Origin of the sequence: Bacillus sp. FSL H7-0578 (assembly GCF_038630855.1) — a bacterium.
Classification (GTDB): domain Bacteria; phylum Bacillota; class Bacilli; order Bacillales; family Bacillaceae; genus Bacillus; species Bacillus safensis.
Genome location: NZ_CP152045.1, coordinates 2,780,194 through 2,798,460 on the forward strand (window position 1 = coordinate 2,780,194; position 18,267 = coordinate 2,798,460).

Genomic DNA, 18,267 nt, shown 5'->3' on the forward strand with positions numbered 1-18,267 from the left:
GTCTCCTGAAAGGAAGAGTCCGATGAAATCAAACCGTATCTTTATCGCTTGGCTAAGGTGGCCACTTTATCTTCGAATTGCCATTATCATCTGTTTCTTGCTTCTCTTTTTTGGACAATTAATCGTTTTACTTGAACCGAAGCAGTATCATACAATCTTTGATGGGATCTGGTGGGCACTCATTACAGTCTCTACGGTTGGCTACGGTGATTTTGTGCCGCAAACCATGCCAGGGCAGGTGGCAGGTATGGCGCTCATTTTTATCGGAGCCAGCTTTGTCACCGCTTATTTCGCCACACTTGCCGCCGCTGTGTTCAGCAAGCAGCACCATTATGTTGAAGGCAAGGTAGCCTTTAAGGGGAAAGGACACCTCATTATCGTCGGCTGGAATGAGAAAACGAACAAACTGCTTCAGTCGTTTCAAACGATTGATCCAGCCATGCCGATTGTGCTGATTGATGACTCCTTGAAAGAAGGGCCTCTTTTGGAAAATGTTCATTTTATTAAAGGACATGGGACCGAAGATGTCACACTGCGTAAAGCCAACATTACCGGTGCAGATGCAATCATGATTACCGCAGATCAGCATGAAAATGAAGTGACAGCCGATATGCAGAGTGTTTTAACCTTACTTGCAGCAAAAGGATTAAACCCTTCTCTATATTGTTTAATTGAAATCTTAACAGATCGTTACGTGAAGAATGCCGAGCGTGCTGGCGCTAACCAAGTCATTCATACCTCTGATGCTGTCAATCATTTAATGGTTGAACATTTTCTGATAAAGGAACAGCTTACGGCGTTTAAGAAAAAACGACATATGACGCTGCATAAACACGTCACCATCATACCTGTACCGGCTTCATTGGCTGGAGAAACATTCTTAACGGCGCTCCATCACTTTCTAGAGCATCATGTAATTATCGTTGGCGTACAAAAAAAAGAAGGACCCATGATGAATCCTCCCTTTGGCTATGAGCTTCATCCAGAGGATGAATTGATCAGCCTTTAAAGCAGTGCGTCTTCTAATTCCTTGACGAGCGAAAAGCCAATCTCAGCATAAGCCTTTGATACATCCCCATCTTTCTCTTTTGGTTCTTGGAATTGATTAAAGGATGCACCCACATTTCCAACCATCGCATGATCATCTAACTTATCTTGATAGACATGCTTTAAGAGAAATGGATGTCCCATTTTCACCACAACACCTGGCTGATCGAGCTGGCCTTTCTCGGCTGTAAAAGGAACTCTGAGAAAGGTATAGCCATCACGGTTATCAATTTTATAATCAAAATACCCGTGATCATAATCCCAGTTGCCATTAATGACATAACCGAGCGGCTTCATCGTTTCTTCTAAATGGTAAAGTGAAAAGCTTTCACCAGGCAACCTGGATGGTACATGAATCATACGAAACCCTCCTTTTTGTATAGGGTTCGTTAAAGAGAGGAATTCATACATTTCCCCCTCGTGATTTGTACATTGTTTGTAAACGCGGCATCAAACAGGCTTTGATTGGATGATTGATTCGTCTCGTTATCACTGCCGGAACCCGCTGTTTCCTTCGTAGCACTCTTAGAACAAATGCGTCCGACATTGCCAAAGTTAACGATCGCCTGCCCAGAAATATCATGAATATATATATGATTCGTCCTCATTTTTCACCCTCCTCCATTCATTATTCTATGTACAGCACACAGGAAAGCTTGCACAGGAACCTGAAGAAAACAAAAAAGGCACACCTTTATGAAAAGGTGTGCTTTTTGTTCTTATGATTGTTTTAAACGGCTTTCAAGCTCAGCTTTTTTCTCTTCGAAGCCTGGTTTTCCTAGTAAAGCAAACATATTCACTTTATAAGCTTCTACTCCAGGCTGATCAAATGGATTGACGCCTAGTAAATATCCTGACATCGCACATGCTTTCTCAAAGAAGTACACGAGGTATCCGAATGTATAAGCATCCATCTCAGGAATTGTCACGATAAGGTTCGGTACTTTTCCATCTGTATGGGCAAGCATCGTTCCTTCAAATGCTTTTTTATTGACGAAATCAACCGTTTTTCCTGCCAGATAGTTCAAGCCATCAAGGTCTTGTTCTTCTGCTTCAATTACAAGCTCATGTCGAGGCTTGTCTACACTCACGATTGTTTCAAACAAGTCTCTTCTTCCTTCTTGAACATATTGGCCAAGTGAATGAAGATCTGTTGAGAAGTTAGCAGATGAAGGATAGATTCCTTTTTCATCTTTCCCTTCACTTTCACCGAATAATTGCTTCCACCATTCTGCGAAATATTGCAGACCTGGCTCATAGTTAATCAGCATTTCAATCGTTCTGCCTTTATTGTAAAGGACATTGCGGACGACAGCATATTGGTAAGCCGCATTTTCAGAAAGCTCCGATGAAGCGAAGTCTTCGCTTGCTTTTGCTGCACCTTCCATCATCTGATCAATATCTGCACCGCTCACAGCGATTGGCAAAAGACCGACTGCTGTTAATACTGAATAGCGTCCACCAACATCATCCGGGATGATAAATGATTCGTAGCCTTCTTCAGTTGCTAATGTTTTAAGTGCACCGCGTGCCTTGTCAGTTGTCGCATAAATACGTTTTTTCGCTTCTTCAGCACCGTATTTTTCAATGAGGAGCTTTTTAAAGATGCGGAACGCAATGGCTGGCTCTGTTGTTGTACCAGATTTTGAAATCACGTTAATGGAGAAATCTGCATCTTCCAATAGATCCATTACATCTGTTAAATAAGAAGAACTGATGTTGTTTCCAATAAAAATGATTTGCGGTGTTTTGCGCTTGCCTTTTGGCAAAGTGTTATAGAAAGAATGGTTCAAAAATTCAATCGCGGCACGTGCCCCTAGATATGACCCGCCGATTCCGACAACGAGCAGGACGTCAGAGTCAGATTTAATTTTGTCTGCACTTTTTTTAATGCGGGCAAATTCTTCGCGGTCATATTGCTTCGGCAAGTCCACCCAGCCTAAATAGTCACTGCCTGCACCCGTTTGTTCATGAATATTATGATGGGCTACCTTCACAAAATCTTTTAAATATGTAAGCTCATGTTCTTGAAAGAAAGGTAACGCTTTCGAGTAGTCAAATTGAATATGTGTCATCGCTTGTAAGCCCTCCATTACGTTAGTTCTGTCCCTTTCACTTTAGCGGAACTAGCTTTTGAAATCAAGTGATCGTCACTGGCATGGCAAAAAGCCGCTTCTCTGGATGAGAAGCGGCAATCTGGATTATAAAGAAGCTTTCAAAATGGATAGAATATCATCACGGTTAAGTTTCATAAAGTTACCAAAACCACCGTATTCCATTTCTTTTGCTGCAATGTCGGCAATTTTGTCCAGCTGATCTTCACCAATATCATAATCCGCTAAACGGCTTGGTGCACCGAGACTTGTCCAGAACGCTGACAGTTTGTCGATCCCTTCTAATGCGATGTCACGATCTGACTTTCCGTCTGTTTCGATGTCAAACATGTTCAGCATAAGGTTTTTAAAACGTTCTACATTATGATCGAGCGTGTGGCGCATCCAGTTTGGGAAGAGGATAGCAAGCCCGCCTGCATGCGGAATGTCATAGACAGCCGATACAGCATGCTCAATCGTATGGGACGCCCAGTCGCCAAAGTAACCCATTTGCAGCGTGCCATTTAAAGCAATCGTTCCTGCATATAGAATCGTTTCACGATGCTCATAGTTTTGTAAGTCTTCCAGCAGTTTTGGTGCTGTCTCGATGACTGTTTGAAGAACAGCAAAACACATCCGGTCCTGTAAAGGCGTGTTTTTCACATTATGGAAGTATTGCTCAAAAACGTGGCTCATCATATCGACCATACCATACACCGTCTGGTTTTCTGGCACAGAATACGTATGCTCAGGGTCTAGAATTGAAAAAGCTGGGTGAGTGACAGAGCTGCCCCACACATATTTTTCATTCGTTTCCCAGTTTGTGATGACAGAGTCTGGATTCATTTCTGAACCAGTTGCTGCAAGTGTCAGCACTGTGCCAAACGGCAGTGCTTTTTGAGCGGTTGTTTTCTTTGAAATAATATCCCACACATCACCGTCATACTCTGCTCCGGCTGCAATTGCTTTTGTACAGTCGATCACACTTCCGCCGCCAACGGCTAATAAGAAATCAATGTTCTCCTTTTGGCAGATATCGATTCCCTTTTTCACTGTTGTGAGGCGCGGGTTTGGTTCAACGCCAGACAGCTCAAACACTTCTGCATCTGCTTCATTTAACGCACTGATGACATTGTCATAAAGACCATTTTTCTTAATGCTGCCTCCGCCATATACAAGTAACACTCGTTTTCCATAACGAGCGAGTTCGCTTTTGAGTCCTTCTAGCTGTCCTTTTCCAAACATCAATTTTGTTGGATTATAGTAAATAAAATTCTCCATCTGTTGAAACATCTCCTTACAACGAATATATCCAAAAACATGAAAGACTACTGTAACATATGTACACGATGAACTCAAAAAAAGATAACTGCCCGCAAGCAGCTATCCCTTTATTGTTCAATTATAAAGAAGCGTTCAAAATGGCTAAAACATCTTCTTTGTTCAGCTTTTTAAATTGGCCAAATTCACCGCGTGCCATTGTACGGTCTGCAATTAAATCAATTTTCTCATCGTTGATGTCATAATCGGCTAAACGACTTGGTGCACCAAGACTTGTCCAGAAAGCTGACAGCTTGTCAATTCCTTCTAAGCCGACTTCTTCATCTGTTTTGCCCGCAGGATCTACATCGAATACACGGACCGCTAATTGTTTAAAACGGCCTGGGTTTTCTTGAATCACATGTTTCATCCAGTTCGGGAACAAGATTGCAAGACCGCCTGCATGGGGGATATCATAAACAGCTGATACTGCATGCTCAATGTTATGAGAAGCCCAGTCACCACGTGCCCCCATTGAAAGCATGCCATTAAGCGCAATTGTGCCAGTGAATAAAATCGTTTCACGGAGCTCATAGTTCTCTAGATCGTTGATCAACTTCGGTGCCGTTTCAATGACAGTGCGAAGAAGTCCTTCACACATACGATCTTGGTAAGGTGTATTTTCTGTGTGATGGAAATATTGTTCGAACACATGTGACATCATGTCAACCATGCCATAAATCGTATGGTTTTTAGGCACAGTGAATGTGTTGACTGGATCAAGAATAGAGAATTTCGGGAAAACTGCTGGACTTCCCCAGCCATACTTCTCATTTGTTTCCCAGTTTGTGATGACTGATCCAGAGTTCATTTCAGAGCCTGTTGCGGCAAGTGTTAACACAGTACCGAACGGAATAGCTTCCATTGGGACGTGCTTGCGTGTCACGATATCCCAAGCATCTCCATCGTACTTCGCACCAGCTGCGATTGCTTTCGTCGCATCAATGACACTGCCGCCGCCAACTGCCAAAATAAAATCAATGTCGTTCTCTTTGCACAGTTCGATCCCTTTTCTTACTGTTGTTAAGCGCGGGTTAGGCTCCACACCAGCAAGTTCAGTGATTGCAGCTCCTGATTCTTTTAGGATGCTGACAACTTGGTCATAAAGGCCGTTTCGTTTAATACTGCCTCCACCATATACAAGTAATACGTTTTTTCCGTAGTGTTTGAGTTCATCTGAAAGGGCTGATACTTCTCCCTTTCCAAAAATTAATTTCGTTGGGTTCCAATAAGTAAATCGATCCATGTGATCTCCTCCTCGCGCTACATTATGCGTCTCATTCATTCCAAAAGTAAAGTAATTTGCTTTCATCCATTTTCTTACGCATAGTTTGGCTAAAAATCTGCAAAATATAAATGTATTGATGCTGTAGCGAAAGGAGGAATCACGATGAGTGCTATTCAGCGTATTGCCCTCGTGCTCACGATTATCGGTGCTATTAACTGGGGACTAATCGGCTTTTTTCAATTTGACTTAGTAGCAGCGATCTTTGGCGGACAAGGTTCTGCATTATCACGTATTATTTATGGTCTTGTTGGAATTGCAGGTCTTGTCAACCTTGGTCTGTTGTTCAAACCAAGCGAAGAAGCTGTTCGCCGTGACGAGCCGAACCCAGAAGTTCGTTAAATAAAAAGACATAAAAAAGGCTGCCTACATGAGGCAGCCTCAGCATGTAGACAAACCCTCGCATTCTTTGTCAGGTCTGCGCGCTGGTGCTCACGAATTCTAAATTCGTCCGCAAAAGTAGCCGCTCTTCCTTGACTTCAAAGGTTTTCTATCACGCTGAAAAAGAAGACAAAGGGCTAAAATTTTAGCCCTTTGTCAACAATCTAAGGCACCGTTTGAAGCGGTGCTTTTTTATTATTTCTTGATAAGGTCTTTACGGTTTGATTGCTCAATCCACTCTTCAAGTTTATCTTTAAGCGTATTGAAACCTTGTGGTGCAGCAGCTTCTTCTTTCACTTGCTGTGGTCTTTGTTTCTTTGGTTTGCTTTCTTTTCTTTCAGGTGCTTCTTGTGTCGCACGGATAGAAAGGCTGATTTTACCTGCATTTTCATCAACAGAAAGAACTTTTACTTGTACTTCGTCACCAATTGAAAGGTGCTCGTTGATGTCTTTTACAAAGCCATGTGTTACTTCAGAAATATGCACAAGTCCTTGAGTTTCTTCATCTAATGCAACAAACGCACCATACGCTTGTAATCCTGTTACTTTACCAGTGTAAACACTGCCTACTTCAAACTTTGTCGCCATGATAACAACTCCTAAATAAATGTTTTAATATTCGTTTATACGCAATTAAAAACTATATCACAGAACGGGCAGTTACGCAAAATATTTTTTAAATGGGTTTAGATGAGAACAAAAGGGGGAATACCTGAAAACAAGAATGCTTTCTAGTATTCCCCCCTAATTTGTGAGGCATGAGTCCATTTGGATTGATGCCTTTTTTTATTTTAAAATGGCTGATGCTTCTTCCTTCACTTGTCGAGCCTGCAAAAATCGCTGAATTCTTGAAAGTGATTCCTGAAGATGATCAAGTGACGAAGCATATGAACAGCGGATATGACCCTCACCGCTCGGTCCGAATACATTCCCAGGCACAACAGCGACTTTTTCACTAAGGAGCAGCTCCTCAGCAAATTGTTCTGAAGTCATGCCTGTGCTTTTAATCGATGGGAACGCGTAAAACGCTCCGTTTGGCTGATGGCATGTCAGTCCTAGTTCATTTAAGGAGCCGACAAACAAATTACGGCGTCTTCTGTAGCTTTTCTTCATTTTCTCTACATCTTCAAGCCCATTTTTTAATGCTTCTTCTGCCGCATATTGTGCCATCGCCGGTGCGCACATCATAGAATATTGATGTATTTTCAGCATGGCATCCCGCAGTACAGGTGGTGCTGCCACATATCCTAAGCGCCAGCCCGTCATGGCAAACCCTTTAGAAAAGCCCGAAATCAAGATCGTTCTTTCCTTCATATCTTGAATAGCCGCGACGCTTGTAAAAGCTTCATCGTACGTCAGCTCTGCATAAATCTCATCCGTAATAATGAGTAGGTCATGCTCTTTCGCAAATTGAGCAATATCTTCAAGCTCTTCCTTTGAATAAACAGACCCAGTCGGATTTGATGGCGAGCAAAGCAAAATGGCTTTTGTCTTCGGCGTCAGCTTTGTGCGAAGATCAGCAGAATCTGCTTTGAAATCTTTTTCAGCGGTTGTACTTAAATAGACAGGCACTCCGCCTGCTAGTGTCGTAAGTGCCCCGTATGCTACGAAACAAGGCTCTGGAATGATTACTTCATCCCCGCTGTTTAAAATCGCACGAAAGGCCAAATCAAGTGCCTGGCTTCCGCCAACTGTGATAATGAGTTCTTCTTCTGGACTGTAATCAATGTGAAACCGCTTATATAAATAGTGGCTCAGTTCTTTTCGCAAAGAAATTAAACCTGCATTCGCCGTATAAGAGGTTAGCCCTTGTTCTAATGACATAATACTTGCTTCTCTGACATTCCAAGCTGTCACGAAATCCGGCTCACCGACACCAAGGGAGATAACCCCTTCCATTGTGGCTGCCAAATCAAAAAATTTCCGAATACCTGACGGCTGAATGCTTTGTACCGTTTCAGATAAATAAGACTTTTTCATTTAAGGAGACACCACGATTCTTTTGTCATCGTCTCCTGTTTCAAACACTTTCCCATCATGTTTATATCTTTTCAAAATAAAGTGGGTAGTTGTTGAAACAACGGAATCAAGTGTCGATAATTTTTCAGATACGAAGCGGGCAATATCAGACATTGATCTTCCGCGGATCACAACGGAAAGATCGTAAACACCTGACATGAGATAGACAGACTCCACTTCCTGAAACCGATAAATCCGTTCAGCAATTTCATCAAATCCGACGCCTCTTTTTGGTGTCACTTTTACATCAATCATTGCTGTAACGCCTTCATGACCATCCACTTTTCGCCAGTCAATCATGGTTGAATAATCAATAATAACTTTTTGATCTTCAAGTTTTTGAATGATGGCTTCGGCTTCTTCTGTTGTCACGCCTGCCATTTTTGCAATTGTATTTAAATCGGCGCGGCTGTTTTCATCTAAAATCTCTAATATTTCAGTTTCTTTTTCTGTTAGTTTCATTTGATTTCACACCTCAGATTATAAAAGCTAGTTTTAAAAAATCTTCTGAACATTATAGCACGTTTTTCCCATTATGCTAAGCAGGGAAAAGATTCTAATGATAGCTTAAAATCCACTTTTTAGGGTACAATACAGTCACCTAACAGAGAGAGTATCAAGTATCGGAGTGAAGAATGTGGACATTGTGCAGCCAGCTTATATGAAAAGTACATTCGGTTTAGATATCTATTACGAGCACTATCCAAATGAAGGCAAGAAAACATTGATCTTAATTCACGGTCTCTTCTCTTCTACCTTCAGCTATCGAAAGCTCATCCCGCTTCTGAAACAGGACTTCAATTTAATTGCGATTGATCTACCGCCATTTGGACAGTCCGAGAAGTCGAATACGTTTATTTACAGCTATCGCAACATGGGAAAAATTATTATAGAGCTAGCTGGTTATTTACAGATTCAGCATGCAATTCTAGTGGGCCATTCAATGGGCGGACAAATCGCCTTATACGCTGCTACTGAACGGCCGGATCTATTTGAAAAGGCGGTTCTATTGTGCAGCTCAGGCTACTTGAATAAGTCAAAAAGATCACTTGTTTACAGCACATATATTCCTTATTTTTATCTGTATCTAAAAAGAAAACTTTTAAAGCAGGGCATTATGAAAAATTTAACGGCTGTTGTACATGATCATTCCATCATTGATCAAGAGATGGTCGACGGATATTTAAAGCCGTTTTCAGATGATCAAATCTTTCGGGGGATCTTTCGTTTGATTCGGCACCGGGAAGGAGATTTAACCTCGGACATTTTGAAGAAAATGGAAACACCCGTGCTGCTCATTTGGGGCGAGGAAGATCGAATCGTTCCCATTCAAATAGGCGAAAGACTGCATAAAGATCTGCCAAATTCGACCTTACATGCATTAAAAAAAACCGGGCACCTCATCCCTGAGGAAAATCCGGTCTTTGTGTCTGATCAAATCGGACATTTCAGCCTGTCTTAGCGTGAACAGGAGCTGCTGTCTCGTATGACAAAAAGCTGATTCGCTATATGCTGACAGCTCTCTATCGGAAGAAGCTGTTCAAATGAGTGATGGTAGATGGCTTGAATCTCTTTTGCTAAAGATAACGGGTCTTCTGCGTCGTATAATGCACTGATGACGTCAGCAGGCTCCGTTTCATAAAAATCCTCTCCATAATGAAAAGGGTCCCATGCCTTAATGAATTGAATCATCTCTTCTACAGCTTGACTATCTTTCATCGGTATCACCGCTTATAATAAATTTTGTGATGTTTATTTTAGCACAACCAAGAATGGTTGAAAAACAGCTAGAGGTGGGTTTCATGAATTTCGACGAACAGATCATACGTAAAGGTTCAAAATCAGTGAAATGGGATCAGGCAGAGTCTTTGTTCCTGACAACAGATGCCCTTCCGATGTGGGTGGCCGATATGGATTTTAAAGCACCGCAGGTCGTCCTTGATGCATTGAAAGAGCGATTAGATCACGGTGTATTTGGCTATGCATTTCAGGATCAGGATACGCAGCAGGCAGTCGCTGGCTGGCTCAAAAGAAGACATGGATGGACAATCCAGACAGATGCCGTCACCTTCACACCAGGAATCGTAACGGCACTTAGTTTTGCTGTTCAAGCCTTTACAGCACCGCACGACGAAGTAGTTATACAGTCACCAGTGTATACACCTTTTTATCAAATGATTGAGCGAAATGGCCGTACAGTCTCAACCAATCCTTTAAAAATAGAAAACAACCGCTATATGATGGATTTTGATGATTTAGAGAAAAAACTGAGCAGACCAAAAGCAAAGCTCATGTTCCTTTGCCATCCGCATAATCCGTCCGGAAGAGCATGGTCAAAAGAGGAATTAAAGCGAGTTGGAGACCTATGTGTGAAGCATGGAGTCACAGTCGTTTCAGATGAGATTCACTCGGATTTGATGCTTTACGGGAAACAGCATGTGCCCTTCGCCAGCCTTTCTGACGACATTGCACATATCACGGTAACGTGTATTGCGCCGAGTAAAACCTTTAATCTAGCGGGGCTTCAGGCATCTGCTATTATCATTTCAGATAAAGAAAGAAGAACCCTTTTCAACAATGAAGTGCAAAGAAACGGACTGTCCAAACTGAATGCCTTTGCGATTCCAGCGATGGAAGCAGCATACCGACACGGGGATGAGTGGCTTGATGCCCTTGTTCTTTATCTCGAAGGCAATATGAAGACGGCGATGGACTATATCGACGAAAATCTTCCAAATATGCGTTATATGAAACCAGATGCTTCTTATTTATTATGGCTGGACATTCGGGATTATCAATTCAGTCAAGCGGAATTGAAACGGAATCTGCTGAAAAAAGGGAAAGTGATCCTAGAGCTTGGCCACGTGTACGGACACGAAGGAGACGGCTTTATTCGGATGAATCTCGGCTGTCCTGCTGCAACAGTCAAAGAAGGACTGAAACGTCTCCACCAAGCGTTCACGCTATCAGCTGAATAAGACCTATACGATAGAAAGAACATCCTAACGGGTGTTCTTTTTAAAGAAAAAAACCCTCCTTTTATCATATCTACTTTGTACATGAAATGATATAATGAGAGGAATTACAATTATTTACGAGGAGAGCATTTAAATGGAAATGTTCAAGGATTTTCTGCTCCATGTATCTTTTATTCTATTTCCAATCTTTTTATATCATGCGCTATGGTTAAGCCGGACCCCTGCTCATTTCCCAAAAACGAATAAACTGCTCATCACAGTATTCGCATCCATCTCTTCAGCACTATGTATTATGTATCCAGTTGGTTCGATTTTAGATTTGCAGACTGGGCTTCAATCCATTCCCCTTGTACTTGCTATTTTATACGGAGGATATATGGCGGGAATCGTTGCCATCTTGATAAGCATCATTGTCAAATTCGTGATGTACGGCTCTTTCTTATGGATTGGGCTCATCGTTGTCCCAATTTACTTTTTCATCCCATTCCTGTTCTACCGAAAATGGCATCAATATTCGAAGCCAAATAAGCTGTTTTACGGAGTGCTTATCGGTTTATCCAAAGGATTCTTTATTTACATTGGCCTGCTTGCGGTCAGCTTAATGGCATACAACCCAGCTTTTATTATGCAGCAAAAGCTCCTTGAGTTATTTTTCTCAACTCTTTACTACATATTCTTTCTTGTGCTCAGTATCTATTCCATTGAATTCGTGAAAGAAAATGCGGAAATGAGATCACAGCTTGTCCAGTCAGAAAAACTGACCATTGTAAGTGAACTTGCTGCAAGCGTTGCCCATGAAGTACGCAATCCGCTGACAGTTGTGAGAGGCTTTATTCAATTGCTCTTTTCGAGTGATAATACAAAAGAACCACCTGCTAATAAAGATTATAAGAATCTCGTTCTGTCCGAGTTAGACCGTGCGCAGGACATTATCACGAGCTATCTTGACATTGCAAAACAAAACTATTATCAAATTGAATCTCTTAATCTCTCTAAATTACTTGAGGAATGTGCATCACTGATGACATCCTATGCGAATTTTAAATCGGTCACAATTCATCAATCCATTGAACCTGACTTATACATTCAAGGGGATGTAACGAAGATCAAGCAAGTCATGATTAATTTAATCAAAAATGCGATAGAAGCGGCTCCTGAACATGAAGGGAAAATAGAACTTTTTGCTTCAAAAGAAAATCATAAGATCTGCCTTTATTTCGTTGATAACGGTGTAGGTATGACAGAAAGCCAAATGAAAAAGCTTGGCGAACCCTATTACACCTTGAAAAATAAAGGGACTGGGCTTGGGCTGACAGTGACTTTTTCTATTATTGAAAATCACCATGGAACCATTCGTTTCAAAAGCTCGCTGCAATCTGGAACAACCGTCACCGTGAAATTTCCTGAAGATACAAGAAGAAAATGATTAATCCATTTTTTTTGTTCTTTTTTCATCTATGCGCTCCTGCTTCTTAGATGCACGAACGATGAGCCGAAAACAAATAAATGCAGCAATAAAGAAAATCACCGTGGTGATAGCCGCTGGGATGTACTCCCTTTTATCTTCAGGAAAATATAGTAGAAAAAGTACGATGAACGACATCATTCGCCATTCCCCCCCTTTTGCTCGTTTACTTCACTATATTGGCTAAAAGAAATGAAATACCTTCCGATGAGAAGGAAATGGAGGAATTTCACATGACAGACATTCAAATTGGACAAGTTGTGAAAGGTTTTTATAAAACAGGTGTATATGTTGGGGAAGTGACAGCAGTGAAACCATCGACCTATCTCGTTCAAGTAAAAGCCGTTCTGACACATCCCACTCAAGGCGACCTGCATCATCCGAAAGAAGCAGACGTGCCTTTTTTCCAAGAGAGGCGGGCTTTGGCCTATAGAGAACAGACAAATATCCCTCATCATATGGTGAAGCCTTATGATGGCGATATACCTGATTATGAAGAGTCACTGAAAGAAGCTGTAGATAAATTGAAACAAGCACTCCGTGCGGATGATTCTAAATGGGCTGAAAAATCAAGAGCGTGCCTATCTTCTCTTGAAAAAGATTATTTTCCAGAAGACATCCGCTAATCAGCCGAATCAAAAAAATGTGAGAAATCGATCAGCTCACCAATTTTGGTTGTTTGCGGATTTTCCACATAGGCTCTGTCTTTTTCAAAAAGGGTGAACAGCTGATAAGTCGTCATGGCATCATCGAGTGCTTTATGATGCTTACCAGCTCCTTCACTGCCGTATTCCTTTGCCGCTTTTCGAAGCCCTGTCAGTGTGCGGTCACCAAAAAAGGTTTTATATTCAAAAGCCAGATCCCTCAGCTTCCCCTTAAAAGGAAAGGTAATATGATTGAGCATACAATTTTGCTTCAGTACCTTCATGTCCATGTTGCCCCACGTAATAATCTCACAATTCTCTCCCCCATCAAGTGACACGAGCTTCTCGATAAACGCCTCAAATGAAATCCCGCTCTCTACATCCTCCTGCGTAATTCCGAGGAAAGATTTACAGCGCTTCGTCAGCTTCGGGAACTTTTTCGGTTTGACGTAGCTAGAGAATGTGTCTATGATCGTTTCATCTGCTGCTTTCACTGCCCCAGCTTCAATAATTTCAGGAAAAAAGTTTTGTGGATGATATTTTCCATCAGGCATCGTAAATTCAAAATCGACCACAAGCACCGTCTTCTGTTCCACCAGTTTCACCTCACTTTTTCGTCAGCTTTTCATTCTCATACCATTATATTAAGACGGACCTTGAAATCACTTCATTTTCGTGAAAATAATGCAGATTCACTATGCCCAACCTATTCATCTGATGAAAGATCGTTTATTTTCCTTTATAATTATTAAGGAACACGAAATAAATAAAGAAGGTGGTCTCTATCACAAACAGGAAGAAAAACTTGTACATCATGTGGTTTGTGAACTTTTTTGTATCTGCGAGTATTACAATGATCGTCCCTTTTTTATCACTTTACATAGAATCTCTTGATAGCAGCTATTCAAATGAATTTGTTCAAAGATGGAGCGGCTATGTCTTTGGGGTCACGTTTTTAACAGCCTTCCTGATTTCTCCGATTTGGGGGCGGATTGGCGACCGGCATGGCTATAAAAAGATATTATTAATTAACGGTATTGGCATCGCCACAAGTATTCTATTAATGGGGCTTGTGCACACCGTGTATCAGCTATTTGCACTAAGGCTCTTCATGGGGCTTGTCACAGGCTTTATCTCGACTTCAATGGCACTGATTTCTGCACAGACTGAAAAGGCAACTGCCGGTAAAACCCTCGGAACGATGCAGATGAGTAATGTCGCCGGAGGATTGTTTGGTCCGTTAATGGGCGGATTCATGGCAGACAGCGTCGGATTTATTTATACGTTTTTCCTCACAGCGGCTGTCATTTATGTGTCAGCTATTGTGATTATCTTCGGAGTAAAGGAACAGCCGATCCGGTCAAATGAAGCAAAGCGAGTTTCTTACTCACGGAAGGATGTACTCATTCACATTTTCAAACAGCCTTTGCTTGTGGTCACGATGCTTTTAACGTTTATTACGCAGGTAGGGAACTTTAGCATACAGCCGCTTTTGGCTTTATACATTCATGATTTACATGGTCCTGTCAATCTCGCTTTTTATGCGGGGCTTGCTTTTTCTGCAACTGGACTTGGCAATTTGCTGTTCACGCGAAAATGGGGGGATCTCGGAGATCGAATTGGTCACGACAAGGTGCTGCTTGCCCTTCTCATCCTCTCCTCTATTTTATTCATCCCGCAAGCGATGGCGGATTCATACGTCATGTTAGTCATTTTCCGTTTCCTATACGGGATGGCACTTGGCGGAATTATTCCGTGTACGACGGCGTATATCCGGATCAAAGCACCTGCTTCTATGCAAGGGGAAGTGCTCGGATACAATGTCAGCTTCCGTTTTCTTGGGAATGTCGTCGGTCCGGTGATCGGCGGCATTGTGGCGAGTCATTACGGGATTCCAGCTGTCTTTTATGTCACTGCCGGCATTTTTCTGTTTGGTGCGTTATTTTTATGGGCGGTCCGCTCGCATGCGAAGACGAATGAAAGGAGTGTCTGATCATCTTCAGATACTCTTTTTTCTTGCGTAAAAGCCTTATTCACTAGACTTCACGCCCATTCTTTTCTAAAAATAACCTTCTCGTATTCGCAAAACAATGGTACGATATGGCTAGAAAATTGAAGAAAGTGAGTGACCTCATGTTTCGTGCAATCATTGGTTGGTTATTACTTGCTGCCCTCATCCCACTATTTGTTCTGACTTTTTATCTATCAAAGGAAGAAGCTGCAAGTGTAAAGCCTGTTAACGAAGTGCTTGATCAAAAAATCAAGCTGGAAAAGATAGATTTTTCCCAAAACAGTTATATGTATGACCGGGATGGTTCTCTTATCTCCGAGATCGTCTCAAACGATGAGAACCGGGTGTTCGTGAAATACGATAAAATCCCTGAACCTGTGAAGGAGCTGTTCCTTCGTTCAGAGGACCGCAACTTTTATGACCATAAGGGAATTGACTTTATGGGGGTTGTTCGTGCCCTTGCTGCAAACGTCAAAAACCATGGCATCAGCCAAGGAGCGAGTACGATCACACAGCAGCTGTCCCGCAACTTATATTTAAGCCATGAACGTTCGTTCAGCCGAAAGTTTACGGAGCTGCTCTATTCCTATGAACTTGAGCGGAAATTCTCGAAGGATGAAATTCTCGAAAGCTATTTAAATACGATTTATTTCAGTAATGGTGTTTACGGTGTCGGTTCTGCGGCTAATTACTATTTTGATAAGCCGCTTAGTTCTTTAACACTTGCACAAATGGCATTTATCTCTGCTATTCCAAACAACCCAACACTGTATGACCCATTAAAGCAGTTCAAGCACACAAAGAAACGCCAAGAACGACTGCTTGGTATTTTGAAGAAAGATGGCGTCATCACCAAAAAGCAATACAAAAAAGCCGTCAAAGAAAAAATCAGCCTTTCTTTAAGTGAAAAGAAAAACCTATACCCTGACTATGTGACATATGCCAATGAAGAGTTTACCGATCTTGTGTCTGATCAGGAGGGCTTTACAAAACGATTGAAGAAAGCCAAAACAGCTGAAGCGAAAAAGGCGATTCAAAAAGAATTATCCGAAAAGGTCAGTGCCCTGCTCCAGGATGGTGTGAAAATTTATACGGCACTTGATCCTTCCTTACAGCAAAGAGCCGTCTATCAGCTCAATACTCAATTGCCTTACCAAGGTGTGGAAGGCGGATCAGCCGTCATTAATCATGAAACGCATCAAATTGTTGCACTTGCTGGCGGGAAAAACTATAAGAAATTTGATTTTAACTACGCTTATCAAGCGCAAAGACAGCCTGGTTCTGCAATTAAACCGCTTTTAGACTATGCACCTTATATTGATCAAACCGGCGCAACGGCTTCAAGCACCATCAGTGCCGGCAAGTTTTGCAGCAGCGGATACTGTCCGCAGAACTATAATCATAAAACGTATGGAACAGTCACACTTGAAACAGCCTTTAAACATTCTTACAATACCCCTGCGATCCGAATGCTGGATACAGTAGGTGTGAAAAAAGGCTTCAGCTATTTAGAGAAGTTCTCATTTGAGCATATTGTAGCGGATGATTACCGCCTTCCTTCTGCACTTGGCGGATTTACGAAAGGCTTCTCCCCGCTAGAAATAACAGATGCATATACCGTCTTTGGCAACCAAGGAGCCTACACACAAAGTCATTCGATCACAAAAGTGACAGACTTAAACGGTAAGACCCTTTACAAGTGGAAAGAGTCGCCAAAGCAAGTATATTCTCAGCGTACAAATGAAACGATGCGTAAGCTGCTTACCTCCGTTGTGAAAAGTGGGACAGGGAAAAAAGCGAATTTCAATGCCCCTTACATCGGTGGTAAAACAGGGACATCCAATGACTACAAAGATATTTGGTTTGTGGGACTGACAGATCAGTACACAATGGGTGTCTGGGTCGGAAGAGATAGAGGAACGGTCGAATCGATTTACAATTCAAGCCCGCACTTACGTATTTGGAAAAATACGATGCAATACGCCAGATAAACAGGAGGTTTGATTGCGATGCATTCAACACATCCACCCCATTTAATTTTATTTGACGGTGTCTGCAACGTGTGCAGCGGCGCTGTTCAGTTTGTGATTAAGCGTGATCCGAATGAACGGATGATGTTCGCTTCATTACAATCAGATACAGGGCAGCGTATTTTAAAGGAAAACGGTTTGCCTTTAGATGAGTTCAATTCATTCATTTATATCGAAAAAGGGACCCTTTATACGAAATCGACAGGCATCTTAAAAGCCGCGCGGCATTTAAAAGGAATCTACAGATGGAGCTTTTTACTCCTTGCCATACCTCGCCCAATCCGTGATTGGTTTTATCAGCTGATGGCAAAAAATCGCTATAAATGGTTTGGTCAAAAAACATCTTGTATGATGCCTACACCCGATATTCAAAAGCGGTTTCTTTCATAAAAAAAGCATCCTCCATCATTGGAGGATGCTTTCTTTGTCTGCTTATGAAGGCAGACTTGCCATCACACTGTTATAAAGCTTAATAAATAAGTACAAAATACCGATCAAAAACGTCGCCCAAAACAGCAGAATAAACATCATAAATCCAATCAAATTCAGCATAGAAAGCGATTGATAAATGCGAACCACAATCCAGATAAAATAGACAAGACTTGCTAATGCAAAAAGTCCAACAAGCAGAATGAGCTGCTGCGTCAACAGAAATGCAAGCAAGCTGGCAAATAAATAAACAACGGATGCAATCCGAATTTTCTTTAAGTTCTCCCCTTCAGGGTCCTTAGCGAAAAAGAGCAACGCCAGCTCTAATACCGTATCTGCAATCAGTTTTAAGGCAGATAAGATCATAAAATAAACAAGTGCAAAAGCGGCAAAGAGAGCAAGACGGATGCCCTGTTCTGAGAAAAATTCCAGCATTCCTTTTAAAATACCTGCTTGAGTCAAGAAATCAGTTGTGATACCTACTGTGAAAATCGAAAAAGCAGAGCTGAATAGTAAAATTGAAATCAGCGGAAAATATCCAGTCAAATATGTATTTTTCATAAAT

General features: G+C 41.7%; 21 protein-coding genes. 9 read left to right on the plus strand and 12 right to left on the minus strand.

Annotation, left to right across the window (positions count from 1 at the left end; genetic code table 11):
- Nucleotides 1-22: 22 nt before the first annotated feature.
- Nucleotides 23-1,009, plus strand: coding sequence for a potassium channel family protein (locus MHB41_RS14380; protein WP_046313373.1), 987 nt, complete (start codon nt 23-25; stop codon nt 1,007-1,009).
- Here the strand turns inward: MHB41_RS14380 and MHB41_RS14385 are convergent.
- From MHB41_RS14385 to MHB41_RS14405, 5 genes are all read right to left on the minus strand, one after another.
- Entirely contained in the window at nt 1,006-1,407 is a 402-nt protein-coding gene (locus tag MHB41_RS14385) for a YugN-like family protein (protein WP_024423291.1), read from the minus strand. The two genes, MHB41_RS14380 and MHB41_RS14385, sit on opposite strands and share 4 nt — an antisense overlap.
- 29 nt (nt 1,408-1,436) lie before the next feature.
- Nucleotides 1,437-1,655, minus strand: a complete 219-nt coding sequence (locus tag MHB41_RS14390) for a spore germination protein (RefSeq protein ID WP_046313371.1) — start codon at nt 1,653-1,655, stop codon at nt 1,437-1,439.
- A 111-nt stretch (nt 1,656-1,766) separates the two neighbouring features.
- Nucleotides 1,767-3,122: a glucose-6-phosphate isomerase gene (locus tag MHB41_RS14395; protein ID WP_041107612.1), complete on the minus strand. Its 1,356-nt coding sequence runs from the start codon at nt 3,120-3,122 to the stop codon at nt 1,767-1,769.
- A gap of 126 nt (nt 3,123-3,248) precedes the next feature.
- The gene (locus MHB41_RS14400; protein ID WP_034282532.1) at nt 3,249-4,421 is read right to left on the minus strand and encodes an iron-containing alcohol dehydrogenase; all 1,173 of its coding nucleotides are present in this window, start codon (nt 4,419-4,421) and stop codon (nt 3,249-3,251) included.
- A 121-nt stretch (nt 4,422-4,542) separates the two neighbouring features.
- Nucleotides 4,543-5,706, minus strand: coding sequence for an iron-containing alcohol dehydrogenase (locus tag MHB41_RS14405; protein ID WP_061110006.1), 1,164 nt, complete (start codon nt 5,704-5,706; stop codon nt 4,543-4,545).
- Nucleotides 5,707-5,850: 144 nt separating this feature from the next.
- On the opposite strand from MHB41_RS14405, the gene MHB41_RS14410 reads away from it, so the two are divergent.
- On the plus strand, nt 5,851-6,087 hold the full coding sequence (locus MHB41_RS14410; RefSeq protein ID WP_003212952.1) for a DUF378 domain-containing protein: 237 nt from the start codon (nt 5,851-5,853) through the stop codon (nt 6,085-6,087).
- 234 nt (nt 6,088-6,321) lie between these two features.
- Here the strand turns inward: MHB41_RS14410 and yugI are convergent, their stop codons facing one another.
- The 3 genes from yugI to MHB41_RS14425 all read right to left on the minus strand — a co-directional run bounded on the left by yugI (nt 6,322) and on the right by MHB41_RS14425 (nt 8,607).
- Nucleotides 6,322-6,714, minus strand: coding sequence for a S1 domain-containing post-transcriptional regulator GSP13 (yugI, locus tag MHB41_RS14415; RefSeq protein ID WP_008345795.1), 393 nt, complete (start codon nt 6,712-6,714; stop codon nt 6,322-6,324).
- Nucleotides 6,715-6,912: 198 nt separating this feature from the next.
- On the minus strand, nt 6,913-8,106 hold the full coding sequence (locus MHB41_RS14420) for an aminotransferase (protein ID WP_024423296.1): 1,194 nt from the start codon (nt 8,104-8,106) through the stop codon (nt 6,913-6,915).
- Entirely contained in the window at nt 8,107-8,607 is a 501-nt protein-coding gene (locus tag MHB41_RS14425; RefSeq protein ID WP_003213765.1) for an Lrp/AsnC family transcriptional regulator, read from the minus strand. It lies immediately after the preceding gene.
- Between the two features lie 175 nt (nt 8,608-8,782).
- Between MHB41_RS14425 and MHB41_RS14430 the strand changes: the two genes are divergently transcribed.
- Nucleotides 8,783-9,607: an alpha/beta hydrolase gene (locus MHB41_RS14430; RefSeq protein WP_224426588.1), complete on the plus strand. Its 825-nt coding sequence runs from the start codon at nt 8,783-8,785 to the stop codon at nt 9,605-9,607.
- Here the strand turns inward: MHB41_RS14430 and MHB41_RS14435 are convergent.
- Nucleotides 9,604-9,864, minus strand: coding sequence for a YugE family protein (locus MHB41_RS14435; protein ID WP_024423298.1), 261 nt, complete (start codon nt 9,862-9,864; stop codon nt 9,604-9,606). The two genes, MHB41_RS14430 and MHB41_RS14435, sit on opposite strands and share 4 nt — an antisense overlap.
- An 83-nt stretch (nt 9,865-9,947) precedes the next feature.
- On the opposite strand from MHB41_RS14435, the gene MHB41_RS14440 reads away from it, so the two are divergent.
- Nucleotides 9,948-11,123 (plus strand): MalY/PatB family protein, encoded by a 1,176-nt coding sequence (locus MHB41_RS14440; protein WP_268422650.1) that lies wholly within the window; start codon nt 9,948-9,950, stop codon nt 11,121-11,123.
- A gap of 133 nt (nt 11,124-11,256) precedes the next feature.
- Entirely contained in the window at nt 11,257-12,549 is a 1,293-nt protein-coding gene (locus tag MHB41_RS14445) for a HAMP domain-containing sensor histidine kinase (protein ID WP_070325962.1), read from the plus strand.
- Here the strand turns inward: MHB41_RS14445 and MHB41_RS14450 are convergent, their stop codons facing one another.
- Entirely contained in the window at nt 12,550-12,729 is a 180-nt protein-coding gene (locus tag MHB41_RS14450; protein WP_034282549.1) for a hypothetical protein, read from the minus strand.
- A gap of 92 nt (nt 12,730-12,821) precedes the next feature.
- On the opposite strand from MHB41_RS14450, the gene MHB41_RS14455 reads away from it, so the two are divergent.
- Entirely contained in the window at nt 12,822-13,214 is a 393-nt protein-coding gene (locus MHB41_RS14455) for a kinase-associated lipoprotein B (RefSeq protein ID WP_061110010.1), read from the plus strand.
- On the opposite strand, the gene kapD is transcribed toward MHB41_RS14455, so the two are convergent.
- Nucleotides 13,211-13,828 carry a 3'-5' exonuclease KapD gene (gene kapD, locus MHB41_RS14460; RefSeq protein ID WP_061110011.1) on the minus strand — a complete coding sequence of 206 codons (618 nt, stop codon included), beginning with the start codon at nt 13,826-13,828 and terminating at the stop codon, nt 13,211-13,213. The genes MHB41_RS14455 and kapD overlap by 4 nt on opposite strands.
- A gap of 218 nt (nt 13,829-14,046) precedes the next feature.
- Here kapD and MHB41_RS14465 point away from each other — a divergent pair, with 218 nt between their 5' ends.
- The 3 genes from MHB41_RS14465 (at nt 14,047) to MHB41_RS14475 (ending at nt 17,663) form a co-directional block, all read left to right on the plus strand.
- Nucleotides 14,047-15,225 (plus strand): MFS transporter, encoded by a 1,179-nt coding sequence (locus MHB41_RS14465; protein WP_286072006.1) that lies wholly within the window; start codon nt 14,047-14,049, stop codon nt 15,223-15,225.
- A gap of 107 nt (nt 15,226-15,332) precedes the next feature.
- Nucleotides 15,333-17,234, plus strand: a complete 1,902-nt coding sequence (locus tag MHB41_RS14470; RefSeq protein WP_061110013.1) for a transglycosylase domain-containing protein — start codon at nt 15,333-15,335, stop codon at nt 17,232-17,234.
- Nucleotides 17,235-17,252: 18 nt separating this feature from the next.
- Nucleotides 17,253-17,663 (plus strand): thiol-disulfide oxidoreductase DCC family protein, encoded by a 411-nt coding sequence (locus MHB41_RS14475; RefSeq protein ID WP_024425932.1) that lies wholly within the window; start codon nt 17,253-17,255, stop codon nt 17,661-17,663.
- A 42-nt stretch (nt 17,664-17,705) separates the two neighbouring features.
- Here MHB41_RS14475 and MHB41_RS14480 read toward each other — a convergent pair whose 3' ends face one another.
- Nucleotides 17,706-18,263, minus strand: a complete 558-nt coding sequence (locus tag MHB41_RS14480; protein ID WP_061110014.1) for a YufK family protein — start codon at nt 18,261-18,263, stop codon at nt 17,706-17,708.
- Between the last annotated feature and the right edge of the window lie 4 nt (nt 18,264-18,267).